Annotated in this window: 18 protein-coding genes; all 18 read left to right on the forward strand. The window is 53.8% G+C overall.

What is annotated here, in order from left to right; translation table 11 throughout:
* Window positions 1-411: 411 nt before the first annotated feature.
* The 18 genes from AB3226_RS11065 (at window position 412) to AB3226_RS11150 (ending at window position 19,460) form a co-directional block, all read left to right on the forward strand.
* The gene (locus tag AB3226_RS11065) at window positions 412-1,653 is read left to right on the forward strand and encodes a tyrosine-type recombinase/integrase (RefSeq protein WP_367373103.1); all 1,242 of its coding nucleotides are present in this window, start codon (window positions 412-414) and stop codon (window positions 1,651-1,653) included.
* Window positions 1,654-2,174: 521 nt separating this feature from the next.
* Complete coding sequence (locus AB3226_RS11070; protein ID WP_367373104.1) at window positions 2,175-3,620, forward strand: SIR2 family protein; 1,446 nt, start codon at window positions 2,175-2,177, stop codon at window positions 3,618-3,620.
* Window positions 3,621-3,622: 2 nt separating this feature from the next.
* Entirely contained in the window at window positions 3,623-4,093 is a 471-nt protein-coding gene (locus AB3226_RS11075; protein ID WP_234229297.1) for a TIR domain-containing protein, read from the forward strand.
* A gap of 21 nt (window positions 4,094-4,114) precedes the next feature.
* Window positions 4,115-4,687, forward strand: coding sequence for a TIR domain-containing protein (locus AB3226_RS11080; protein WP_367373105.1), 573 nt, complete (start codon window positions 4,115-4,117; stop codon window positions 4,685-4,687).
* Window positions 4,688-5,826: 1,139 nt separating this feature from the next.
* Window positions 5,827-6,294 carry a TIR domain-containing protein gene (locus AB3226_RS11085; RefSeq protein ID WP_367373106.1) on the forward strand — a complete coding sequence of 156 codons (468 nt, stop codon included), beginning with the start codon at window positions 5,827-5,829 and terminating at the stop codon, window positions 6,292-6,294.
* Window positions 6,294-6,920 carry a hypothetical protein gene (locus tag AB3226_RS11090; protein ID WP_367373107.1) on the forward strand — a complete coding sequence of 209 codons (627 nt, stop codon included), beginning with the start codon at window positions 6,294-6,296 and terminating at the stop codon, window positions 6,918-6,920. Before AB3226_RS11085 ends, AB3226_RS11090 begins: the two co-directional genes overlap by 1 nt.
* A gap of 6 nt (window positions 6,921-6,926) precedes the next feature.
* A complete protein-coding gene (locus AB3226_RS11095) occupies window positions 6,927-8,048 on the forward strand; it encodes a nucleoside triphosphate pyrophosphohydrolase family protein (protein WP_078468537.1) in 1,122 nt (373 codons plus the stop codon).
* A 5-nt stretch (window positions 8,049-8,053) separates the two neighbouring features.
* A complete protein-coding gene (locus AB3226_RS11100) occupies window positions 8,054-8,710 on the forward strand; it encodes a uracil-DNA glycosylase (protein ID WP_281114280.1) in 657 nt (218 codons plus the stop codon).
* Between the two features lie 223 nt (window positions 8,711-8,933).
* The gene (locus AB3226_RS11105) at window positions 8,934-9,317 is read left to right on the forward strand and encodes a nucleotide pyrophosphohydrolase (protein ID WP_367373108.1); all 384 of its coding nucleotides are present in this window, start codon (window positions 8,934-8,936) and stop codon (window positions 9,315-9,317) included.
* 24 nt (window positions 9,318-9,341) lie between these two features.
* Complete coding sequence (locus tag AB3226_RS11110; protein ID WP_367373109.1) at window positions 9,342-11,213, forward strand: DNA/RNA helicase domain-containing protein; 1,872 nt, start codon at window positions 9,342-9,344, stop codon at window positions 11,211-11,213.
* Between the two features lie 408 nt (window positions 11,214-11,621).
* Complete coding sequence (locus AB3226_RS11115; RefSeq protein ID WP_367373110.1) at window positions 11,622-12,767, forward strand: Fic family protein; 1,146 nt, start codon at window positions 11,622-11,624, stop codon at window positions 12,765-12,767.
* A gap of 349 nt (window positions 12,768-13,116) precedes the next feature.
* Window positions 13,117-13,857, forward strand: a complete 741-nt coding sequence (locus AB3226_RS11120; protein WP_367373111.1) for an SDR family NAD(P)-dependent oxidoreductase — start codon at window positions 13,117-13,119, stop codon at window positions 13,855-13,857.
* 214 nt (window positions 13,858-14,071) lie between these two features.
* On the forward strand, window positions 14,072-15,061 hold the full coding sequence (locus AB3226_RS11125; protein WP_367373112.1) for a hypothetical protein: 990 nt from the start codon (window positions 14,072-14,074) through the stop codon (window positions 15,059-15,061).
* Window positions 15,061-16,299, forward strand: coding sequence for a hypothetical protein (locus AB3226_RS11130; RefSeq protein WP_367373113.1), 1,239 nt, complete (start codon window positions 15,061-15,063; stop codon window positions 16,297-16,299). Before AB3226_RS11125 ends, AB3226_RS11130 begins: the two co-directional genes overlap by 1 nt.
* Window positions 16,300-16,302: 3 nt before the next feature.
* Window positions 16,303-16,926 carry a 2OG-Fe(II) oxygenase gene (locus AB3226_RS11135; protein WP_223485655.1) on the forward strand — a complete coding sequence of 208 codons (624 nt, stop codon included), beginning with the start codon at window positions 16,303-16,305 and terminating at the stop codon, window positions 16,924-16,926.
* A gap of 63 nt (window positions 16,927-16,989) precedes the next feature.
* Window positions 16,990-17,889, forward strand: coding sequence for a DMT family transporter (locus AB3226_RS11140; protein ID WP_123720550.1), 900 nt, complete (start codon window positions 16,990-16,992; stop codon window positions 17,887-17,889).
* A gap of 60 nt (window positions 17,890-17,949) precedes the next feature.
* Window positions 17,950-18,684, forward strand: a complete 735-nt coding sequence (locus tag AB3226_RS11145) for a cupin domain-containing protein (RefSeq protein ID WP_367373114.1) — start codon at window positions 17,950-17,952, stop codon at window positions 18,682-18,684.
* Window positions 18,681-19,460, forward strand: coding sequence for a trans-aconitate 2-methyltransferase (locus AB3226_RS11150; RefSeq protein WP_367373115.1), 780 nt, complete (start codon window positions 18,681-18,683; stop codon window positions 19,458-19,460). Before AB3226_RS11145 ends, AB3226_RS11150 begins: the two co-directional genes overlap by 4 nt.
* Window positions 19,461-19,493 lie beyond the last annotated feature (33 nt).

The following is a 19,493-nucleotide window of genomic DNA, read 5'->3' on the forward strand; positions in this document are numbered from 1 at the left end:
GCAGCTGCTACAGCTCAGCGCAATCCCTCTACCCTGCATACCAAGCTGGGAATTCCTCAAAAAAATCAGTATGCTGCGCCCCACATTTGCGCATCGACCCTTCTTCAGGCTCAGATCGCACCGACAAGGCAGATGATTTTCTCGCCGAGTCCCACAGCCGGACGCAAGATCCGGGTGTACGTTTTGAAGGCTGGCGCGGTTTACCAAAAATAAACCAAGCCAGTCCCCGAGAAGCCGGCCACAAGCCGGCTTTTTAATTTATTTTTGAAAGCCACTCTCATCTCCTGAAAACCGCGAGAGCCTTGCTAGATCAAGGGTTTCAGCCTACTTTTGTTCCTGTGACTTCCGTTTTCATCCATCGTCTTCCACAGCCAAGTGGGGGATCAAGTGGGGGACCAGAGGGCCGAAAAGATGGGCAAGCTGACCGCAAAGTATGTCGAAAATGTGACCGAGCCAGGCACCTACGAAGACGGTGAAGGGCTACGCCTTATCGTCAAAGCTACGGGGCGAAAAAACTGGGTGTTGCGGTTTCAGCTACACGGCAAACGACGAGAGATGGGATTGGGTGGCTACCCCCAGCTCGATCTAAAAAAGGCCCGCGCGGCCGCCTATGAAAACAAAGTCCAGATTTTGAAAGGCACTGATCCACTCGCAAAACGACAGGCTGAACAAGCCGCTCAACGGGAAGCTGAACGCCGTGAACTGGCGCAGCTGATTACCTTTGAGAAATTGGCCACCGACTATCGAGATGCCCATGGTTCGAGCTGGTCGGAGAAATGGCGCAAGGGCTGGCTGAGGAAACTAGAACTCTATGCTTTCCCTACGATAGGGAAGTTGTCAGCCGACAAGGTCGAGACCAAACACCTGATCAAGGCACTGCAACCACTTTGGGTGACCAAAACGCGGACGGCTGACGAAGTACGTGGGCAAATCGAACAAATCCTGGATGCCGCCAGAGCCCGAGGTCTCAGGACTGGAGAGAATCCGGCACGCTGGCGCGGCCATCTGGAAAACCTGCTGAGCCGGCATGAGAAGAAGAAAGCTCGTAAACGCCAGCATCATCCTGCGCTGAAATGGCAGGATCTGCCGAAGCTTATGGAAGCCTTACGCAAGGATCCCTGCCACGCTTCTGTCGCGGCTCAGTTACTGATTCTAACCGGCGCTCGCTCGCATATGGTCCGATTCGCACGCTGGGATGAGTTTGACTTGGAATCGGGTCGATGGTCTCTGCCTGATGAGCGCATGAAAACCCGGCAAGCGTTCGCGATCCCCCTGGCTCCAGAGGTGGTTTCACTTCTGAAGGGCCTTCCGAAAGTCACCCCCAAAAGTCCCTACGTTTTCCCCGGCCACGGCCGAAGCGGCGTGATGCACGCTAATGGCATTCGCAATTTGCTTCATGCATTGGGTTATGAGCACATCACTCGTCATGGTTTTCGCTCAACCTTCCGGGATTGGGCAGGTGAAAAGACTCCTTTCCCAAGAGATATCTGCGAGCTCGCGCTGGCCCATGACGAACGCGGGGAAACGGAAAGCGCATACTCTCGATCAGACTTTTTTGATAAGCGACGGGAGCTCATGCACGCATGGGCCATCTACGCCACATCCACACCTGAACACGCGGATGAGGCCCAACGCGAAACATCAGGAGAATGATGAGACGGCGACCGCTGAATGCCTCGGACCTTGGAGCGGATGCATCAACGCTACAATCCCGCAAGCGCGGCGCAACCAACATCGATGTAGGACCACGAGGCCTCTGGTTACCGATTTTAAAGCCGGGTCCCTTTAAGCAGGGAGGCATAGCCTCCCTGCTTAAAGGGACCTCACTTAAAAAATCTAAACCCCATGCATCTGTCTGTGAAAAACCACTGATTTCCACCGGTGGATAATTGCATCCACAGCCGCAGAACTACCGAAAATTCGGGCCTTGACCCAAGTTATTCACCGACGTAAAAAAGATCGGGCAAAGCGCTGTCGTTGACAGCAACCCAGGTAACCAGAACCTTTAAGGCTACGCCACACCGTGTGTGGTTCACCCCGAGTGCGATTCGCGCCCGGAAGCTCGCATAGTTACTTGCCAGATCGGTGGACGCTTAATAACCCCCTGGCTGCATTGACACCCCCCCCTCTCCCCGTATGATGGCTACTGGCCAATTACAGGGAAGTATCCGGGTATGACCGGTAAGTTTTCAGCCGAAATTGAAGCGTTCATCAGAACGTATGTGAAGGACATTGAGAATGGGGGGGCCGCTGTGTTTGCCGGCGCGGGCCTTTCTAAAAGCTGCGGTTTCGTCAACTGGAGCGAGCTGCTCAGTGAAATCGCCGAAGAACTGGGTCTTAAGGTTGAGCTGGAGCACGACCTGATTTCGGTTGCGCAATACCATGTCAACCAGAAAAACAGCTCGAACGGCCTGGCCCGAAAAATCCTTGAAGAATTCTCGGAGCAGGCAGAACCCTCCGAAGCTCACGACATTATCTCCCGACTTCCGATCAGAACGTATTGGACGACCAACTACGACACTCTGATAGAAGATAGCCTCAAGCAGAACTACCGCGTCGCGGATATCAAACGCAAAACAGACGACCTAGTTACCACTCGCCCCAAGCGTGACGCCGTCGTTTACAAAATGCACGGTGACGTGTCGTCGCCAGGTGCTGCCATTCTCTATAAGTCTCAATACGAGAAATACCACAAGAGCCACGAAGCCTTTGTAACAACCCTGAGTGGGGATCTGATTTCTAAGACATTCCTGTTCATAGGCTTCAGTTTCACGGACCCCAACCTGGATTACGTGCTCAGTAGACTGCATGTGCCGGACGATTATCGGCGAACCCACTACTGCTTCCTTCGCAAGGAGCCTGCTGAGCTGCAAGGGAAGGAAGACGAAGAGTCCGCGAAGTATCGGCGGCGCCGACAGGAGCACCATGTTCGCGACCTGCTGCGGTTTGGCATTCAGGCACTTCTGATCGACGATTACAATGAAATACCGGTGATTTTGAAGGAGATCGAGAGCCGCTTCCTCAAGAAGACCATCTTCATTTCCGGTAGCGCCGAAGAGTACGGTGCCTGGGACAAGCAGGATGCCCTGAATTTCGTGCACTCCCTTTCTGCATCCTTGGTGAAAGGGGGTTACAGAGTCGTCAATGGATTTGGCTGGGGAATCGGGAGCGCGGTCATCAACGGTGCTCTCGATGCCATTTATTCCAAACCGGAAAAGTACTCAGAGGATCAACTCATCATGCGGCCGTTTCCGCAGGTGGCCTCGAATGGCAAAGACCTGCCCGATCTGTGGCATGAATACAGGCACCGCATGATTGGGCTTTCCGGCATAGCCCTCTTCATTTTCGGCAACAAGGTTAAGGACGGCAGCGTCGTTAACGCCGACGGCGTACATAAGGAATTCGAAATTGCTCAGGAGAAAGGCGTCGTAGCACTGCCCATTGGAACTACCGGTTACATGGCGAAGGCTCTGGCAGACGAGATGCTTGCGGATCCAGCTAACCACTTCTCCGATTATCCCTGGCTTGAAGCGGAGGTGGCGCAACTCGCGGACCCCGCAGCTAATCGGGCCAAAATCGAACGGCAGATTCTGTCCATCATTAAGAAACTTGGGGGTTAGGGATGAAACGCAAGGTTTTCTATAGCTTTCACTTCGACAACGATGTGATGCGAGTGCAGCAGATCCGCCGAATGGGTGCGCTGGAAGGCGATGAGCCCGTCAGCCCTAACACGTGGGAACAGATCAAACGCACTGAGCAAGGCGTGAAAAACTGGATCGACCAGAACCTGAACGGAAAATCTTGCTTAGTGGTGCTGATCGGCAGCCAGACCGCCAACCGTCCATGGGTCCAGTACGAAATCAAGCGAGCCTGGGAGCTGGGCAAGGCAGTGGTGGGCGTTCATATCCACCGCCTGAATTGCCCCCGCAATGGCTTCGGGACAATGGGGACCAACCCTTTTAATCAGTTCAGCTTCAAGAACAAAAGCGGCCAGATCGTTAAGCCCCTTGTGTATGAGCCCAACTATAGCGATGCCTATGGCGATATTAGGGACAACTTGGCGACCTGGATCGAAAACGCCATCAATCAGTAACCCATACCAGAAGTACTTAATATGGCTTTTTTTACCAAAAGCGAGGCGCGTGCCGCTGCGGCCGGCGCTCGTGGATATCGCACTGCAAAAGCTGTTCTGACCGCAACAATGGAAAACTACAAATCATACGAGGAGTTCGACATCTTCCTGTCACACTCCACCGACGATTCTGACCTTGTTCTGGGGGTGATGATCCTCCTGCAAAAGCAGGGAATGCGCGTCTATGTGGACTGGGTTGTCGACCGGCAACTGGACCGCAGCTCGGTGGACAAGGAGACAGCTGCCATCCTCCGAGACCGCATGAAGCACTCAAGCTCCATGATGTATATCGCCACTGAAAACTCTTCCAACTCGAAATGGATGCCCTGGGAGTTAGGGTTCTTCGACGGCCACAAGCCTGGCCGGGTCGCCATCCTTCCGCTGTTGGACTCTGAAAACCAGAGCTTCCAGGGACAAGAATATCTGGGTCTTTATCCGGTGGTCACCAAGTACTTAAAGAACCAAGTCACGAACCACTACGTCGAAGACCGCGGCAATAAGTGGAGTCATCTCGGTAGCTTTGCCCGTGGCGTACCCACGTGGAACAGCTATTGATAACCCTCTCCCCCCTTGTCTCGACATGCTTGGTCCCCCACGCTGTAGCATGACACTCACGCTTCTTCGGACCATTATCAGCCTCGCTCTAGGTTTTCCGACCGAGCCCCTGCGCATGGGATGACTTCACATTCCCACGCGCAGGGGTTCACATTAAAAAGACGACAAACGGCTAAATGTCCACCCAATATCACTAACGACCAACGCCTTCCAGCATCGCCGATTGGCGCAATGGACTGCGCGCAACTCGGTTGACCCAGCCATACGCGGGCGATAAAAAGAAGCCTCAAAGCGCTGTCGTTAGCGGCTCCCAGGTAGCCAGAACCTTTAAGGCTACGCCACACCGTGGTGGTTCTCCCAAAGTGCGATTAGCGTCCGGTAGCTCGCACGGTCACAGCGATGTGATGGATGCCTACTTTTACCAGTGCGCCCACTGCGGCAACTCATCCCCTTTCATAACTGCCCTGCAGCAACCTATCCGCTTGGCCATTTCCTTGCGCCAACCTGCGCCCGTCTCTTTCTTCCGGAAAGAGACGGGCGCTCCTACCGCTGCTGCAGCCCACCTCGTACAAGGCTTTGCGGCATTTCCCCTCGTGACAATTGGCGTGACAAACACCGAAGTCACCAGCAACAGCGATGCCGATGATGGTGCCGCAGCCCACGGAATGGACTGCACCTGACTGACAGTCAGGCATGCCCCGGTCATCGCTTCACTACCTTCACCTAACTCAGATCTCGCGGCGCTGGTCTCGTCAGCCAGCGCAGCCTCCACCCGCCCACGTCTTCGGAAGTGTTCAGGAGGTCAGATCATGAGATGCCCAAGCTCCCGGTCGTAAGGAGTCGTCAGTCCCGCGTTAGTGGACAACCCTCACAGGTCGCAGGGGCCTTGATCCCTGATAACACTCAACATTTTTGGCGGGACGACGTGAGGAATAGGCATCAGTACGTGACCACAGCTACTGCTGGAGCCTACATGAGCATGAAACGGATCCTATCGAGCACACAGGGTCGGCTTGATCCCGTAGAGACGGGGAATTGAACAATAGCGACATAGCTACCTGATGCTACGTCGGACCTACTCACTGATCTGAAAACGGTCTATGCTGGCAAAATGACGCACTGCATCAGGGAGTAGAGGCATGGCCAAACAAAAAAACGTATTCATCAGTCACGTACACAAAGACGATCATGGATTGCAGAAACTGAAGGATCTTTTGGCTCCAAAAGGTCTAGACATCCGGGACTCATCTATTCATACCGGAAAATTCAACAATGCGACCGATCCGCATTACATCAAAACCCAAATACTTGCCCCTGCAATAAATTGGGCAGGTGTATTTATTTGTTATGTTTCCCCACAAACAAAAGATAGTGACTGGGTAAACTGGGAAATTGAATATGCTGCCAAACAAGGAAAAAGAGTTATTGGCGTGTGGGAACACGGAGAAAAAGAGTGCGATCTTCCCTCAGCGCTCAAAGAATACGCCGATGCGTTAGTAGGTTGGAACGGCGATTCAATAATAGATGCCATTAACGGAAAGGATACGTGGGAAAAACCAGACGGTGGTGACTGCGAGCCAGTTGAACTTAATAGGCACCCCTGCTGATGGCACGTATCCACTCATATGTTGTACGTTATGATAGCGGATTTGCGCCCAATCCCTACTATGGATTTTGTACTTTAGCTACCTGCAAGCCAACCATTCGTAAAAGTGCACACATTGGTGACTGGGTTGTTGGTAGTGGGAGTAACGACAGAAAAGTCAAAAGAGGCGGACATCTGGTTTACGCCATGAAAATCACTGAAGCGCTTTCTTTCGATGAATACGCGTCAGACCTCCGCTTTGAAAATAAAAAGCCATTCCGTAATGGGAGCAGAAAGCAGAGTTGCGGCGATAACATTTACTTTCGAGGCAACCCTGAATCGGACTGGAATCAACGAGACTCTTTTCACTCAAAAGAAGATGGTGCACTTAAACCTGAACATGTTAAACGGGACACTGGTACAAATCGCGTACTAATTAGCAGCGATTTCGTCTATTTTGGCGGAGAAGGACCGGAGTTTCCCGAACACCTTGTGGATCGACGAGGACGCCGTTTGTGCAAAAGTGGGATTGGATCTACTACTTTCAATGACCCACAACTTTTCGAAAGCTTGGAAACATGGGTGCGCAGCCTTGATTTAACAGGGTATCAAGGGGCGCCTTTTGAATGGATCTCACTTAGGAAGTGACGCCTCATGCAAAAAGAAGGTTCTCTCTTACTTTCCGAATATGCCACGGAAATTGCCCTTACTGACGTGCTCGATCTAAAAGATGTCAACCCAATACTACAAGGTCTATATGGTGAAGTCGGTGGAATCATGTCCACTGCAAAAAAACACATTCGAGAGCAGTCCGCCTACCCCGGCTTTAAAAAAGCAGCAGAAGAAGAATTTGGAGATACACTTTGGTATTTAGCAGCGCTTTGTAAACGCTTGGAACTTCCACTTAGCGATATATTTTCCGACGCAGTCAAGTGTGAAAACTTTCAAACCGTGGGCGTAGCAAGTGATGTTATTGACGGTGCTTTCGCGTATGTAGCAATGCCAATTGCTTCAAGAGATTCTGCAGATGTTTCACTGGTACGCCTCGGTCGTTCTGCGGCGTCATTATTGGGAAGTGTGCCCTCGCGAGAAAATGTTGTAAATTTCGCAAAAGACTATCTTGATGCCCTTCACGCTGCCAAGCTAGTATTTTCAGAGGTTGCTAGGGCAAACCTACGCAAAGCTCGCGGAGCATTTCTAGATCCAAACCCTGCTGACTTAATCGACTTCGATTCAAATTTTTCGTTTGACGAGCAACTTCCGCGCGACTTTAAAATCCGTATTAATCAACGTGAAAGCAGCAGAAGCTATCTCCAATGGAATGGAGTTTTCATCGGAGATCCTTTGACAGACAATATATCCGACCACGATGGATACCGCTTTCATGATGTATTTCATCTTGCATACGCAGCCATTCTCCATTGGTCGCCAGTAGTCCGCTCATTGATAAAACACAAGCGAAAAAGCAACCCTGAGTACGACGAGGAGCAAGATAGCGGACGAGCAATCGTTGTTGAAGAAGGTTTGACTGCCTGGATCTTTTCAAGAGCCAAAGAACTAAACTTTTTTGAAAACCAAGATAAAATCTCACTTGGAATGTTGAAAATCATTGGGGAATTTGTAAGCGGTTACGAAGTAGAACGTTGCCCTTTAAAACTTTGGGAAAAGGCGATATTAGAAGGGTACAGCGTCTTCCGCCAAGTGAAAGCGGCTCAAGGAGGCTGGATCATTGGTGATCGCTCACTGCGTACCATACGATATGAACCACTAGAGTAGAACATATGAAGCTACACCCTTTTGTTGAAACAATCGTTAAATTGCACCTAGAAAATTGCTTCAACCCGTATTCAGATCGCTGCGAAATACATGACAGTATAGAAGCACCCAGCCTTCGTGCCCAAACGCTATCCAACATAATATACAGCGCAACAAGCCGCCCTATCGATGCCATATGGATCGGACGGGATCTTGGTTATCGCGGCGGCCGCCGTACAGGTCTAGCATTGACTGATGACGCGCACATTGAAAACCATGCCAAACGGTTCAATCTATTCGCCGAAAGACCTACCATTGGGAACGCTGTCACGGAACGGACAGCTGCAGTTATTTGGAACATGTTAGACCAAGTAGATGCACAAATATTCCTCTGGAATGTTTTTCCTCTTCATCCGCACGCAGCGGGCGAACAGTTTACAAATCGACAGCACAATACTCTAGAAAGAAAAATCGGTGAGGAGTTACTAAAAGAGCTAATTCGCCTGCTGAATCCGTCACGCATTGTAGCTATAGGAAACGATGCTGCCGCTTCTGCAAGCCGAATTACAAATTCCATACCGGTATTGTGCGTAAGACACCCAAGCTATGGCGGGCAGAACATATTTATTGCACAAGTTTCCGAGATCTATGGATGCTCTCCACGCCAGAAAACACTTTTATAGATCCTGGCACATATAAAAAATCCAGAAAATCTATACAACAGGAAATTATCAAGCTGCAGAGCCATCTTCCCCCAGCACGTCGAGCCCTAGGTACGAGCAGCCACCTGTCGAGCGAAAATCAGTGAAAAACCTACCGCACAAAAGGAAAACTCTTACAATCCATCTCTAGATTTCTGACGTGGCTGTTCGGTCACGTTCCTGGTGGCGAGCGAGAGGCGAGTCTGTGAGCAAAACAGATGGCACACCCGAACAACTGGTCGACGTGGAAAATCTTGCCTCGTCGCTTCACCGCTTTGCAGATGATCGCGATTGGAAGCAGTTTCACTCACCCAAGAACCTCCTCTTGGCTCTCACAGGCGAGGTAGGTGAACTCTGCGAAATTTTCCAATGGATGAGCGAGGCCGATTCAACGGGTGCAGCAAAGCGTCCCGAAACCGCCCAAGCTGTGAAGGACGAACTGGCTGACGTGCTTATGTACTTGGTCCGCTTGGCCAGTGTGCTGGGCGTCGACCTCAACGAAGCTGTGACAAGCAAGCTCGCCCTGAACGGGCAGAAATACCCTGTCGACAAAGCTAAAAGCACCAGCAAAAAGTACGACCAACTCTGACCCATTGGGCTCTAAGGACCACTCGTGATCGTTTACGCTGCGACCAAACAGCAATTCCTCAAAGACAGCGATAACGACGATATTGAAGATGTGATCCTCAGGCACTTCAAAGAAGCCACCGGCAAGAAGGTAGGAGCTTCGGAGATTAGATCCTGGCAGGGTTCACTGACTTATATGGCCAAAGTGCTTCGAGACGACGGCCTGCCCAACAGTGCCGGCCTGGCGATTGAGCTGCACATCCCTCAGTCATCGAAACGAATCGACTTTTTGCTGACAGGCCGCGATGAGAATCAGACTAAAAATGCGGTATTGATCGAACTGAAGCAATGGAGCAAGGCCAGCGCAACCACCAAGGATGCGATTGTCAAAACGGCGCTGGGTGGAGGTCTTGTCGAAACCATTCATCCGTCCTACCAGGTCTGGTCGTACGCCGCGCTGCTGGAGGGCTTCAACGAAGCCGTCTACGACAAAAGCATCGAAGTACGCCCCTGTGCCTACCTCCATAACTATGTCAGTGATGGCGTCATCGACTCTGCTCACTACGAAGCCTATACCAGCAAAGCCCCCTTGTTCCTCAAGGGCCCCGAAGAGCTTGCAAAGCTGCGAAGTTTCCTCAAGAAACACATCATTCATGGCGACAACAAGGAGGTTCTTTACGAACTCGCCAACGGGAAGATTCGCCCGTCCAAAGCACTGGCGGAGGCGCTGAGCGGGCTAATGAAAGGCAAGCCTGAGTTCGTATTGATTGATGATCAAAAATCAATCTTCGAGTCGGCGCTCGCTGCGGCAAGTGAGGCCTCTATTGAAGCGCCGAAGGTGCTGATCATCGAAGGCGGTCCGGGTACCGGAAAAACAGTATTAGCGATCAACTTGCTGGTGAGGCTCACCGCCTTGAAGCTGTTGAGCAAGTACGTCTCAAAAAATGCTGCGCCACGCAAGGTGTACGAGAGCAAGTTGGTTGGCACCGTCAAACGTAGCCATTTCTCCAACTTTTTTTCCGGTTCGGGAGCCTTCATCGATACCGAGCCCAATACGTATGACGCACTCATCGTTGACGAAGCCCACAGGCTCAATGAGAAAAGCGGGCTTTACGGAAACCTGGGTGAAAACCAGATCAATGAGCTGATCGAATCAGCAAAATGCTCGATTTTCTTCATCGACGAAGACCAGCGCGTGACCTTGAACGACATTGGTAACAAGCAGGCTATCCGCGCCTTTGCCAAAGCCAAAGGCGCAACCGTGGAGGAATACATACTATCTTCCCAGTTCCGTTGCAGTGGTTCTGATGGCTACCTGGCGTGGTTGGATGACGTATTGGGGATTCACGCGACAGCCAACCCGCTGCTCGATACCAGCGAGTATGAGTTCAAGGTGTTCGACTCCCCTCAGGCGATGCATGCGGCTATCGAGCAGAAAAACCACGGAAACAAGGCTCGCGTTGTCGCGGGTTACTGCTGGTCTTGGCTCAGCAAGAAAGACTCCGAGGCCGCTGACATCGTTATCGGCAATGACTACGCACGCCAATGGAATCTGGATCAGGATGGCAGCTTGTGGATCATCGCTGAAAATTCCATTGAACAGGTCGGTTGTATCCACACCTGCCAAGGGCTGGAAGTTGATTATATTGGAGTGATCATCGGACCGGATCTAGTCGTGCGTGATGGGCAGGTGATGACGTCGCCGCATGAGCGAGATAAGCACGACAAATCGATTCGTGGCTGGAAGAAGTTGATGAAGGAGCAACCTGCTCTGGCGCAGCAAGAGACAGACCTGATCATCAAAAACACGTATCGAACATTGATGACTCGTGGGATGAAGGGCTGCTACCTATACTGTACCGATCAGGAGACCGCGCAATACTTTGAGAGTCGACTTGCCGGGTACAGCAACGACTGATGGCCCCGCGGGTTGGATGTCACTATTCGGGTTCAGCCTCACGAAAAAACCGTAGGCGGAACCACGAAAAAAGCCGGTCAAATGCCGTGCAAAAACCACAAAAAAGTGGGGGAACAAATGGGGGATCAGAGCGCTTTCCAAAACACCTAAATCATTGTTTTTCAAAAACATAGATCAGTTAAAAGCTAACCACAAGCCGGCTTTTTAATGCCTGAAAATAAATCCTGAATACACTTTGACCGCATTGACCTGCAGCCAACCCACATGTTGCGATCCAGTCGCAGCCGCACGTGAGGCGACACGCTCTCCGACAACTGGACGATGAGCCGAATAGGCGTCATATTCGGCTCACTATATGAGCCGAATAGCATTTTTAATCGGCTCACTCATTCCAAGAGCACCGACTTCATGGCACCTCACTGGATCTGGCAGCAGCCTGATTGGCCGAATTTCCAATGGCAAGCCGAGCGCTTGACGCTACTGTTGCGCGACTGCGTTCAGGCGCAGGGGCGGTTGATGGGGATGGCCAGTTCGGTCGGCAGTTCGTTGAGCGCGCAAAACGAACTGGATGCGTTGTTGCAGAACATCGTGACCTCGTCCGCTATTGAGGGTGAACAACTGAATGTTGGCTCCGTACGCTCTTCTCTGGCGCGACGGTTAGGGTTGGACCTGGTCAATGGCGATAAGGTGAGTCAGCGCAGTGAGGGCCTTGCGCAATTAATGCTCGACGCGACCCGGCATTTCGCTGAACCACTGACATTGGTGCGATTGCTGGATTGGCACAAATGGCTGTTTCCTGAGCAAGACACTGATCTTTCCTCCCGGTCGATCCGTGTCGGCGCCCTGCGCGGCGACGAGCCCATGCAAGTGGTTTCGGGGCGGCTCGACAGGCCGACCGTTCACTTCCAAGCGCCACCTCGCCTTGGTCTTGAACGACAACTCGAAACCTTCCTGACCTGGTTTGAAGCCAGCCAAAATCAGGTCGGCCTCGACCCTTTGCTGCGGGCCGGCGTCGCGCATTTCTGGTTCGTGACGTTGCATCCTTTCGACGATGGCAACGGTCGCCTGACGCGAACGATCACTGATTTGGCCCTGGCTCAGGGTGAGGCTCAGGCCATCCGTTTCTACGCTATGTCGGCGAGTATTCTGGATGATCGTTCAGGCTATTACCGAGTGCTGGAAACCAGCCAGAAAGCCACACTGGATATCACCGAGTGGCTGGAGTGGTTCCTGCAAACCTTATTGCGCAGTTTGCAGCAAGCCATGACGCGGATCGAGTCGGTACTGGGCAAGGCGCGTTTCTGGCAGGCGCATCGGGAATCTGAACTGTCGGCCGAGCAGACCAAAGTACTGAATCGCTTGCTCGATGGCGGGGAGCGAGGTTTCGATAATGGCATCAGCGCCGCTCAATACCAGGCAGTGGCAAAGGTTTCCAAAGCCACCGCAACCCGTCATCTGACCGATCTGTTGGAAAAGGGCTGCCTGAAACGCCTGCCCGGTGGTGGGCGTAGCACTCGGTACCAGATCCGTTATCCCGATGACGTGACAGATTGAGTCCGATTTTTTGTAAATAATCTGATCCTATTTATTTGCCTATGCCCATGTCACCGTTATCGGATAACGGCTTTTATTACCCAAGCCAGGCCTGCTAAAGCGCTCCTCGTTCCTCCCCCTAGCGAACCCTCTCATCAGGCATCGATCTGTGTGCGCACGCACGCCTGCGCGCTATCGAAACAAACAGGCCTCCAACTGTCATGGTCGCGCAACGATACAGTTCGTTGCCCATGTTCGTCGCCGTACCGGTACATCCCTCGCCAAGCGCCCTAATCTGCAGGTCTTCATCAGGCACCCACGCCTCAGTTCGTCAATTACCGATAAAAATGCAATAAAAAAGGAGCTTCAATTGAACACTGATGAAACAGTGGTTGTCACCGGAGTGACGTCAGGTATTGGTCTGGCCTGTGCCAGGAAGTTGATAGAACAGGGAAGCAAAGTAGTTGGAATCGGGCGCAGAACCGAGCGCCTCAATGCATTGGGCGACGAATTGGGTGAACGTTTTTATCCCCTGAGTTGTGATGTTCGTGATATCGACTCACTCAACACACAGTTGAAACAACTTCCGGATGCATTTGCCGCTATCAGCAAACTCATCAATAGCGCCGGCTTACTGCAGGGACAAGGGACGTTACTGGAAGTCTCGGATGCTCAAATATCCACCATGCTGGAGACCAATGTTCACGGTTTGATCAATGTCACTCGGGCGGTATTACCCAAGCTGATAGAAAGCGGGCGCGGGCACATTATCAACCTGACCTCGATCGGCGCTCATTATCACTACGCCGGCGGCCATGTCTATGCGGCATCCAAGGCCTTTGTCGACCACTTCGGACAATGCCTGCGTACTGAACTGGTGGGTGCCCGGGTCCGGTTGACCAACATCGCACCTGGTAAAACCCGCTCAGAATTCGCCTTGGTTCAGTTTGCCGGCGATCAAGCCAGAGCCGACCGGGTATACAGCACCCTGACGCCGCTTGAGCCGATGGATGTTGCCGACTCGATCCTCTGGGCCCTGCATCAGCCCTCCCACGTCAATATTAATCTTATTGAACTGATGCCTGCTGATCAGGAACTTTCATACCGGTGATCCCATGAGCCAATCTCTCGCCCACTACTATGTCAGAAACAAACTTACCCACAAGTTGATCAGCAAGCGCGTGCTGTCACCTATTTCACTTTCCCAACAGCCACCGGCTGACTTGGTACAGGCACTTTGCATTGAAAGTGAAGTGTCAAAGTTGTCCGATGTTTATGCCCGGTTCCAACACTCGGACGATAACCAGACGGGGCTTCCTCGTTACATGCCGTTTTATCGTTTCATACAGTCCAAATTCCCCGGCTTTCAATGGCAGGTCCGTTCCACTCAGGGCAAGAAAACCTTGATTCTGGACAAGCCGTACATCAACCAAAGCCGTCCTTCGCTATTGAATTTGCTGCTGTGTGCCATCAACGACAACACCGCCACGACCCCGGCCCTGAAGGTGCGATACCCCGCCATGCGAGAACTGCCGGACGAATTGGTGGTGGATCTTGAGCAGGCTTTTGAGCGCTTGTCATTTGCCCAATCAGCCCCCCACTTCGTAGCGCGTTTTGCCCAGGCCCTGGCCAAGGGGCTGGCCGGTGAAACCATTACCTTGGTCTCCCCGGTGTGTCCTGATTACGGCTACGAAAACAAGAATGGCCGCCTGCGTTATACCTTCGAGCATCTGGGCGAAGGCATCGGGCTGGTGGCCGGGCGTGTGGTCAAGACCCTGCCTGACCTGCAAGCAGTGCTGCAAAAGCACGGCATCGATGCACGGATCGCCGTCGCGGCCGGGGATTTTGAAGGGTTTGACGCCAGCACCCTGAACCGCCTCAAGGAAACACGCGAAGGCTTCGCTCACAAACTGCGCATCAGCCAGCAGAAGATCCTCGACGTTCTCGGCCCTGACGCCGAGTCGATCATGATCGCCGAAGCTGCCGGTGGCGAAGACTGCTGGCATGCACTGACGACAGAGGCACAACAGCGCCTGGCACACCAGGACAACGGCTGCATCGTCGAGGACGATCTCGACTATGCCTCCATCTTCAGTGCACGACTGCCGCTCTATCAGGCCTGGCACCAGCAGCGCAGCAATGAAGAGCTGATGCAGATCCTGTATGCCCAGGGTGCGGAGTATGCGGCCATCGGCAAGGTGTTTGCCCAGCAGTGGACCAACCCCATTGTCATCGGCGCGGATCACAACCGCATGCAACCCTTCTATTGGTTGTACAGCACCATTCCTGTCCTTTACCTGACCAGGGTTTACTGATGAATGCCCGTGAAAGTGCACGTCCATGCACTCACTACTGTCAGTACGGGCCACAGGGCGATGTCCGCGCCAGCTATGCCCATTTGCCCTTCCAGGGTTTCTGGACCTGGCTGACGGGCAAGGGACAGGTACTTGCGCCCGAGGCGCTGAAGAGCGCAATGAATGAGAGCGGCGAGCGTTTTCTGGTGGCTCATTTGCTGTTCACCTGGTTAGTGATGATTGCCCTGGTGATGCTTGGCCAAGCCGTTCTGGAGGGTGCTTTCGCCACGGGTACGGCAGTGGTGCTGGTGCTGATGGGCTGGGTCCTGATGGTTAACCGGTTGCGCAGCATGCAAGCCACTTTCCACTACCTGACCCACGGTGCGGTGCTCAAGGACAAGGCTCGCGCGCAGCGTTATGCCAGGCTCTTTCTGACCACACCGCTGCTGTACCAGGATTGGGACACCTATAACCAGAGCCATGTACGCGAACACCACAATATCCATGTGTTGTGTTCCGACACCGATCCCGACCAGCGCTTCATCCGTGAGCAAGGGTTCTACCCGGGGATGCCGGAACCGGTCTACTGGTGGCGAGTCTGCAGCACGCCCTTTCGCCCTGTTTACCTGATGCGCCAATGGCGTGGGACGTTGCTCGACAGCTTCGTTCGTCTTGACCGTCGTGAAGCGCTGTTTCGCGCCTGCTTCTGGGGGGTATTGCTGGCGCTACTGTGGGCGACAGGCGGGTTGCAAGCCTTCGGCTTGATGTATGTGATCCCGCGCGCCGTGTTGTTTGAGCACTCCATGTGGCTGCAATTGTTTACCGAGCACCTGTGGTTCTATCACCGGGACGCCCGGAGCACCGAGAAAAGCCACTATGGCCGACTGACTTGGGGTCGTTTCCAGGGCCGTACACCGCCAGAGCGCGGGGTCATCGCACATACCGCCTGGGTATTGAAATGCGTGCTCTACGATCTGCCGGTGCGCTTGTATGTGTACCCGCAAGACTTGCCCAACCACGACGCACACCACCGCCGCCCCAACGTGCATTACCGGCATATCGCCAATTATCGCGCCAGCGTCGAACTACAGCCCTCCCCTTATGGGCCGTTCCTCGAAGTCTGGGGGTTCATGGCCGGGCTGTACCTGATTCGCGACCATTTGTGCCGAGGGGTGGTCGAGCCGTTTACCCCTCGGGAACCTGCTTCTCTCGATACCCCAAACAGCCTGTACCCAACGTCCACCTCTCAAGGAGTCTGAGCAATGCAAGAGACGATTCAAGCTGCGAACCACGAACTGCAGAACAACGCCTACGCCTCCCTCAAAGCCTCACAGCTGTTTTCTCAGGAAGAGCTGGAGTACATGGAAGCGGCGTGCCAGGTCATCCCGAAAACCATTATCGAAATCGGCGATGTGGGCGAAGAAAACTTTCTCGCGGTGGGGCGCTTCATGGAGGATCAAAAAGGCCAGTTACCCGTGTATCGCAACGACCCTTACGGAAAACGCGTGGTGGAGATCCTCTCTTCGGGAAAAAGTCGCGAGTTCTTCAACGGCATCATGGAAGCCGAGTGTTTTATCCGTCGCTGCCAGTCCAATCTGCTGGAAGCCGGCAACTTCATCGGCAAGCACATCGATACCTACAGCAACCTGGAATATCGCTACTCCGTGGTGATCCAGTTCGGCAAACAATACGAAGGCGGCGAGTTTTTCATCGAGCATGAAGGCCGCGAGTCGCAATTCAAGACCGGCTACGCCGATGTGCTGATCAATCGCTGCGAGATTCCCCACGGCGTACGCAAAGTGGAGAGCGGCACACGCTCCTCCCTGGTGTTTTTCCTGAGCACCAGCCCGTTGGACAAACCCAACCTCAACAACAAACAGATCTGATCGGAGTGTACGTCCACCCCGCCGGGTGGACGTACGACCGACGAAGCCAGAAGGAAACGTCCCATGACGCAAACCAACGTAGCCAGTTTTCAAGAAACAAAGAATCAAGACCTGCAAGCCTATTTCCTGGGCCTCATTTCGGTCGCGGCCTTTGCCATGACCTTGCCGGCGGCAAAAATGCTCGCTGGCGACCTGAGTGCCCTGCAAGTCGGGTTCTTTCGGTCGGTGTTGGCTGCGTTTGCGGCAATTCCCTTTTTGCTTATCGGTCGGGCAAAGTTTCCCAATCGCTCGCAAATCAAGCGAATGTTGCTGACCTCCACCGGGATTGTTTACGGCTTTCCGATCCTCACCGCGCTGGGCATGCAGTACGTGCCGGTCAGCCATGGCGGCGTGGTGCTCGCCGCACTACCGCTGTCCACAGCGATCTTCGGCACCCTCATCACAGGCACTCGCCCATCCAAAATGTTCTGGGCGGTCTCAAGCCTGGGCTTCTTGGTGGTGATGGCCTACACCGTCATCAAGTCGGACGTTTCAGACATCTACATCGGCGACCTGGCGCTGCTGGGCGCTGTACTGCTGGCCGGTTTTGGCTATGCCCAAGGCGGTGCACTGTCCAAGGAACTGCCGGGTTGGCAGGTCATGTGCTGGACTCTGGTCATCAGCCTGCCGGTGCTGCTTCCGGTCAGCCTCTGGCTCTTTGATAGCCAGACCATCGCCAACTTGCCTGGACAAGGCGTCGCCGCCCTGTTGTTCCTGGCTCTGATCAACTCATTGCTGGGTTTCTTCTCCTGGAACCGCGCGTTGGCCCTGGGTGGCATCCAGCGCATCAGCCAGCTGCAGTTGCTGCAACCGTTCTTCACTTTTGCCTTTTCGATCATCCTGATGGGCGAGTCGTGGAACTGGCTGACCCCGGCCGTCTGCGCCATCGTCATCGTGCTGGTCTGGCTGTCCAAGCGCATCTGAACAGGACCGCGCGCTGGCTAACCAGCGCGCTCCACCCAACGTGCTCCTGCAGGTATCCCCATGTCCGAAATGACCTTGATCGACCCCAACGTCATGCTGGTAGCCCCTCTGGATTCACCCCTCACGCTGTCGTTCAGCGATGCCCGGCATCAAGCCAACATCACCCTGTGGACAGCCGGGGAACAGTGGCTGGCGGAATCCGCCACTCACTTTTTCATTGTGTATAGCGGTCGCCTGGAGGTCTCCGTCGACCATCACCGCTTCGAATTGGGTGCGGGGTTCTTTGGCAGTTTCCCCGGCCGCACACATGTACAGGGAGAAGGCCGGGCGCTGATCGTCAGCCAGGGTGGCTACCGCGGCACGACATTGCTGGGTGGCCCGGTGGAAGATCGGGGACGCCTGCTTTATCTCGACGGCTGCACCAATAGCCTGTTGCTCCCACCGCCCATCGACGGGGATCCCTGCCTGAACTTTTTGCACCTGCCCGCCCATGTTTCCCAGACACCTCATACCCATCCCTCGCTCCGTGCAGGCCTGATCTTGTCGGGTAATGGCCAGTGCGAAACCGAACAGGGTGTTCTGCCGTTTGAGGAGGGCACGGTGTTCGTCATCCCGCCTGGCGTATTGCACAGTTTTCAGAGCGCCGAACAGGCCTTGCGCATCGTGATTTTCCATCCTGATTCCGATACCGGCCCCAGCGATACCAACCACACCATGCTCAACAGAACCCTGATCGAGGGGCTGTCGGCCCAGCAGTTACAACATCTCCATACCCAGACGGAAAACCGCCCATGACCTCTTCGAGCTTTTTTCGCCCCACCTCTGAACTGCAACAATGGGACGCCTCGCAGTATGAAAACAACGCCCGTTTCGTCGCTCATCTGGCCAATGGCGCGGTGGAACTGTTGGCCCTCAAGGCTGGCGAACGGGTCTTGGATATCGGTTGTGGCGACGGCTACCTGAGCGAGCAATTGGCTCGGCAAGGCGCTGACGTGGTGGGTTTCGACTACAGCCCGGAACTGGTGAAAGCCGCACGTTTGCGCGGCCTGGATGTAAGGCTGGGTAATGCCGAGGAGCTGATCTTTCACCAGGAGTTCGACGCGGTGTTCAGCAACGCTGCCATGCACTGGATGCGACGTGCCGATCAAGTCGCCCATGGGACCTTTATGGCACTCAAACCCGGTGGGCGTTTTGTCGGTGAATTCGCCGGCGCCGAGAATGCCTTACTGATCCGTCGGGCGATTCACGGCGCCCTCGAGCGTAGATCCGTCGATGCACAGGACATTGACCCCTGGTACCTGCCCACGGCCGGTGAATACCAACAGGTGCTGGAGAACGCCGGGTTTCACGTCAGTTTCATCAGTTGGTTTGAGCGACCGGTGGTGCTGGATTACCCCATTGCCCAATGGATACAAACTTTTGGCAGCCCATATCTGACAGTGCTGCCAGTTGAAGCCCGTGCGGGTTTTCTGGAGGAAGTAACGGAGGAGCTGGCCAATGACCTGCTGAACTCCGACGGCTGGACGGTGGACTACACACGCTTGCGTTTCAGGGCCGAGAAAAAGGCATAACCCCCAGAACCTGTCTGAAAAAGAGCGGCACAT

Origin of the sequence: Pseudomonas lini, from assembly GCF_964063345.1 — a bacterium.
Lineage (GTDB): Bacteria > Pseudomonadota > Gammaproteobacteria > Pseudomonadales > Pseudomonadaceae > Aquipseudomonas > Aquipseudomonas lini_B.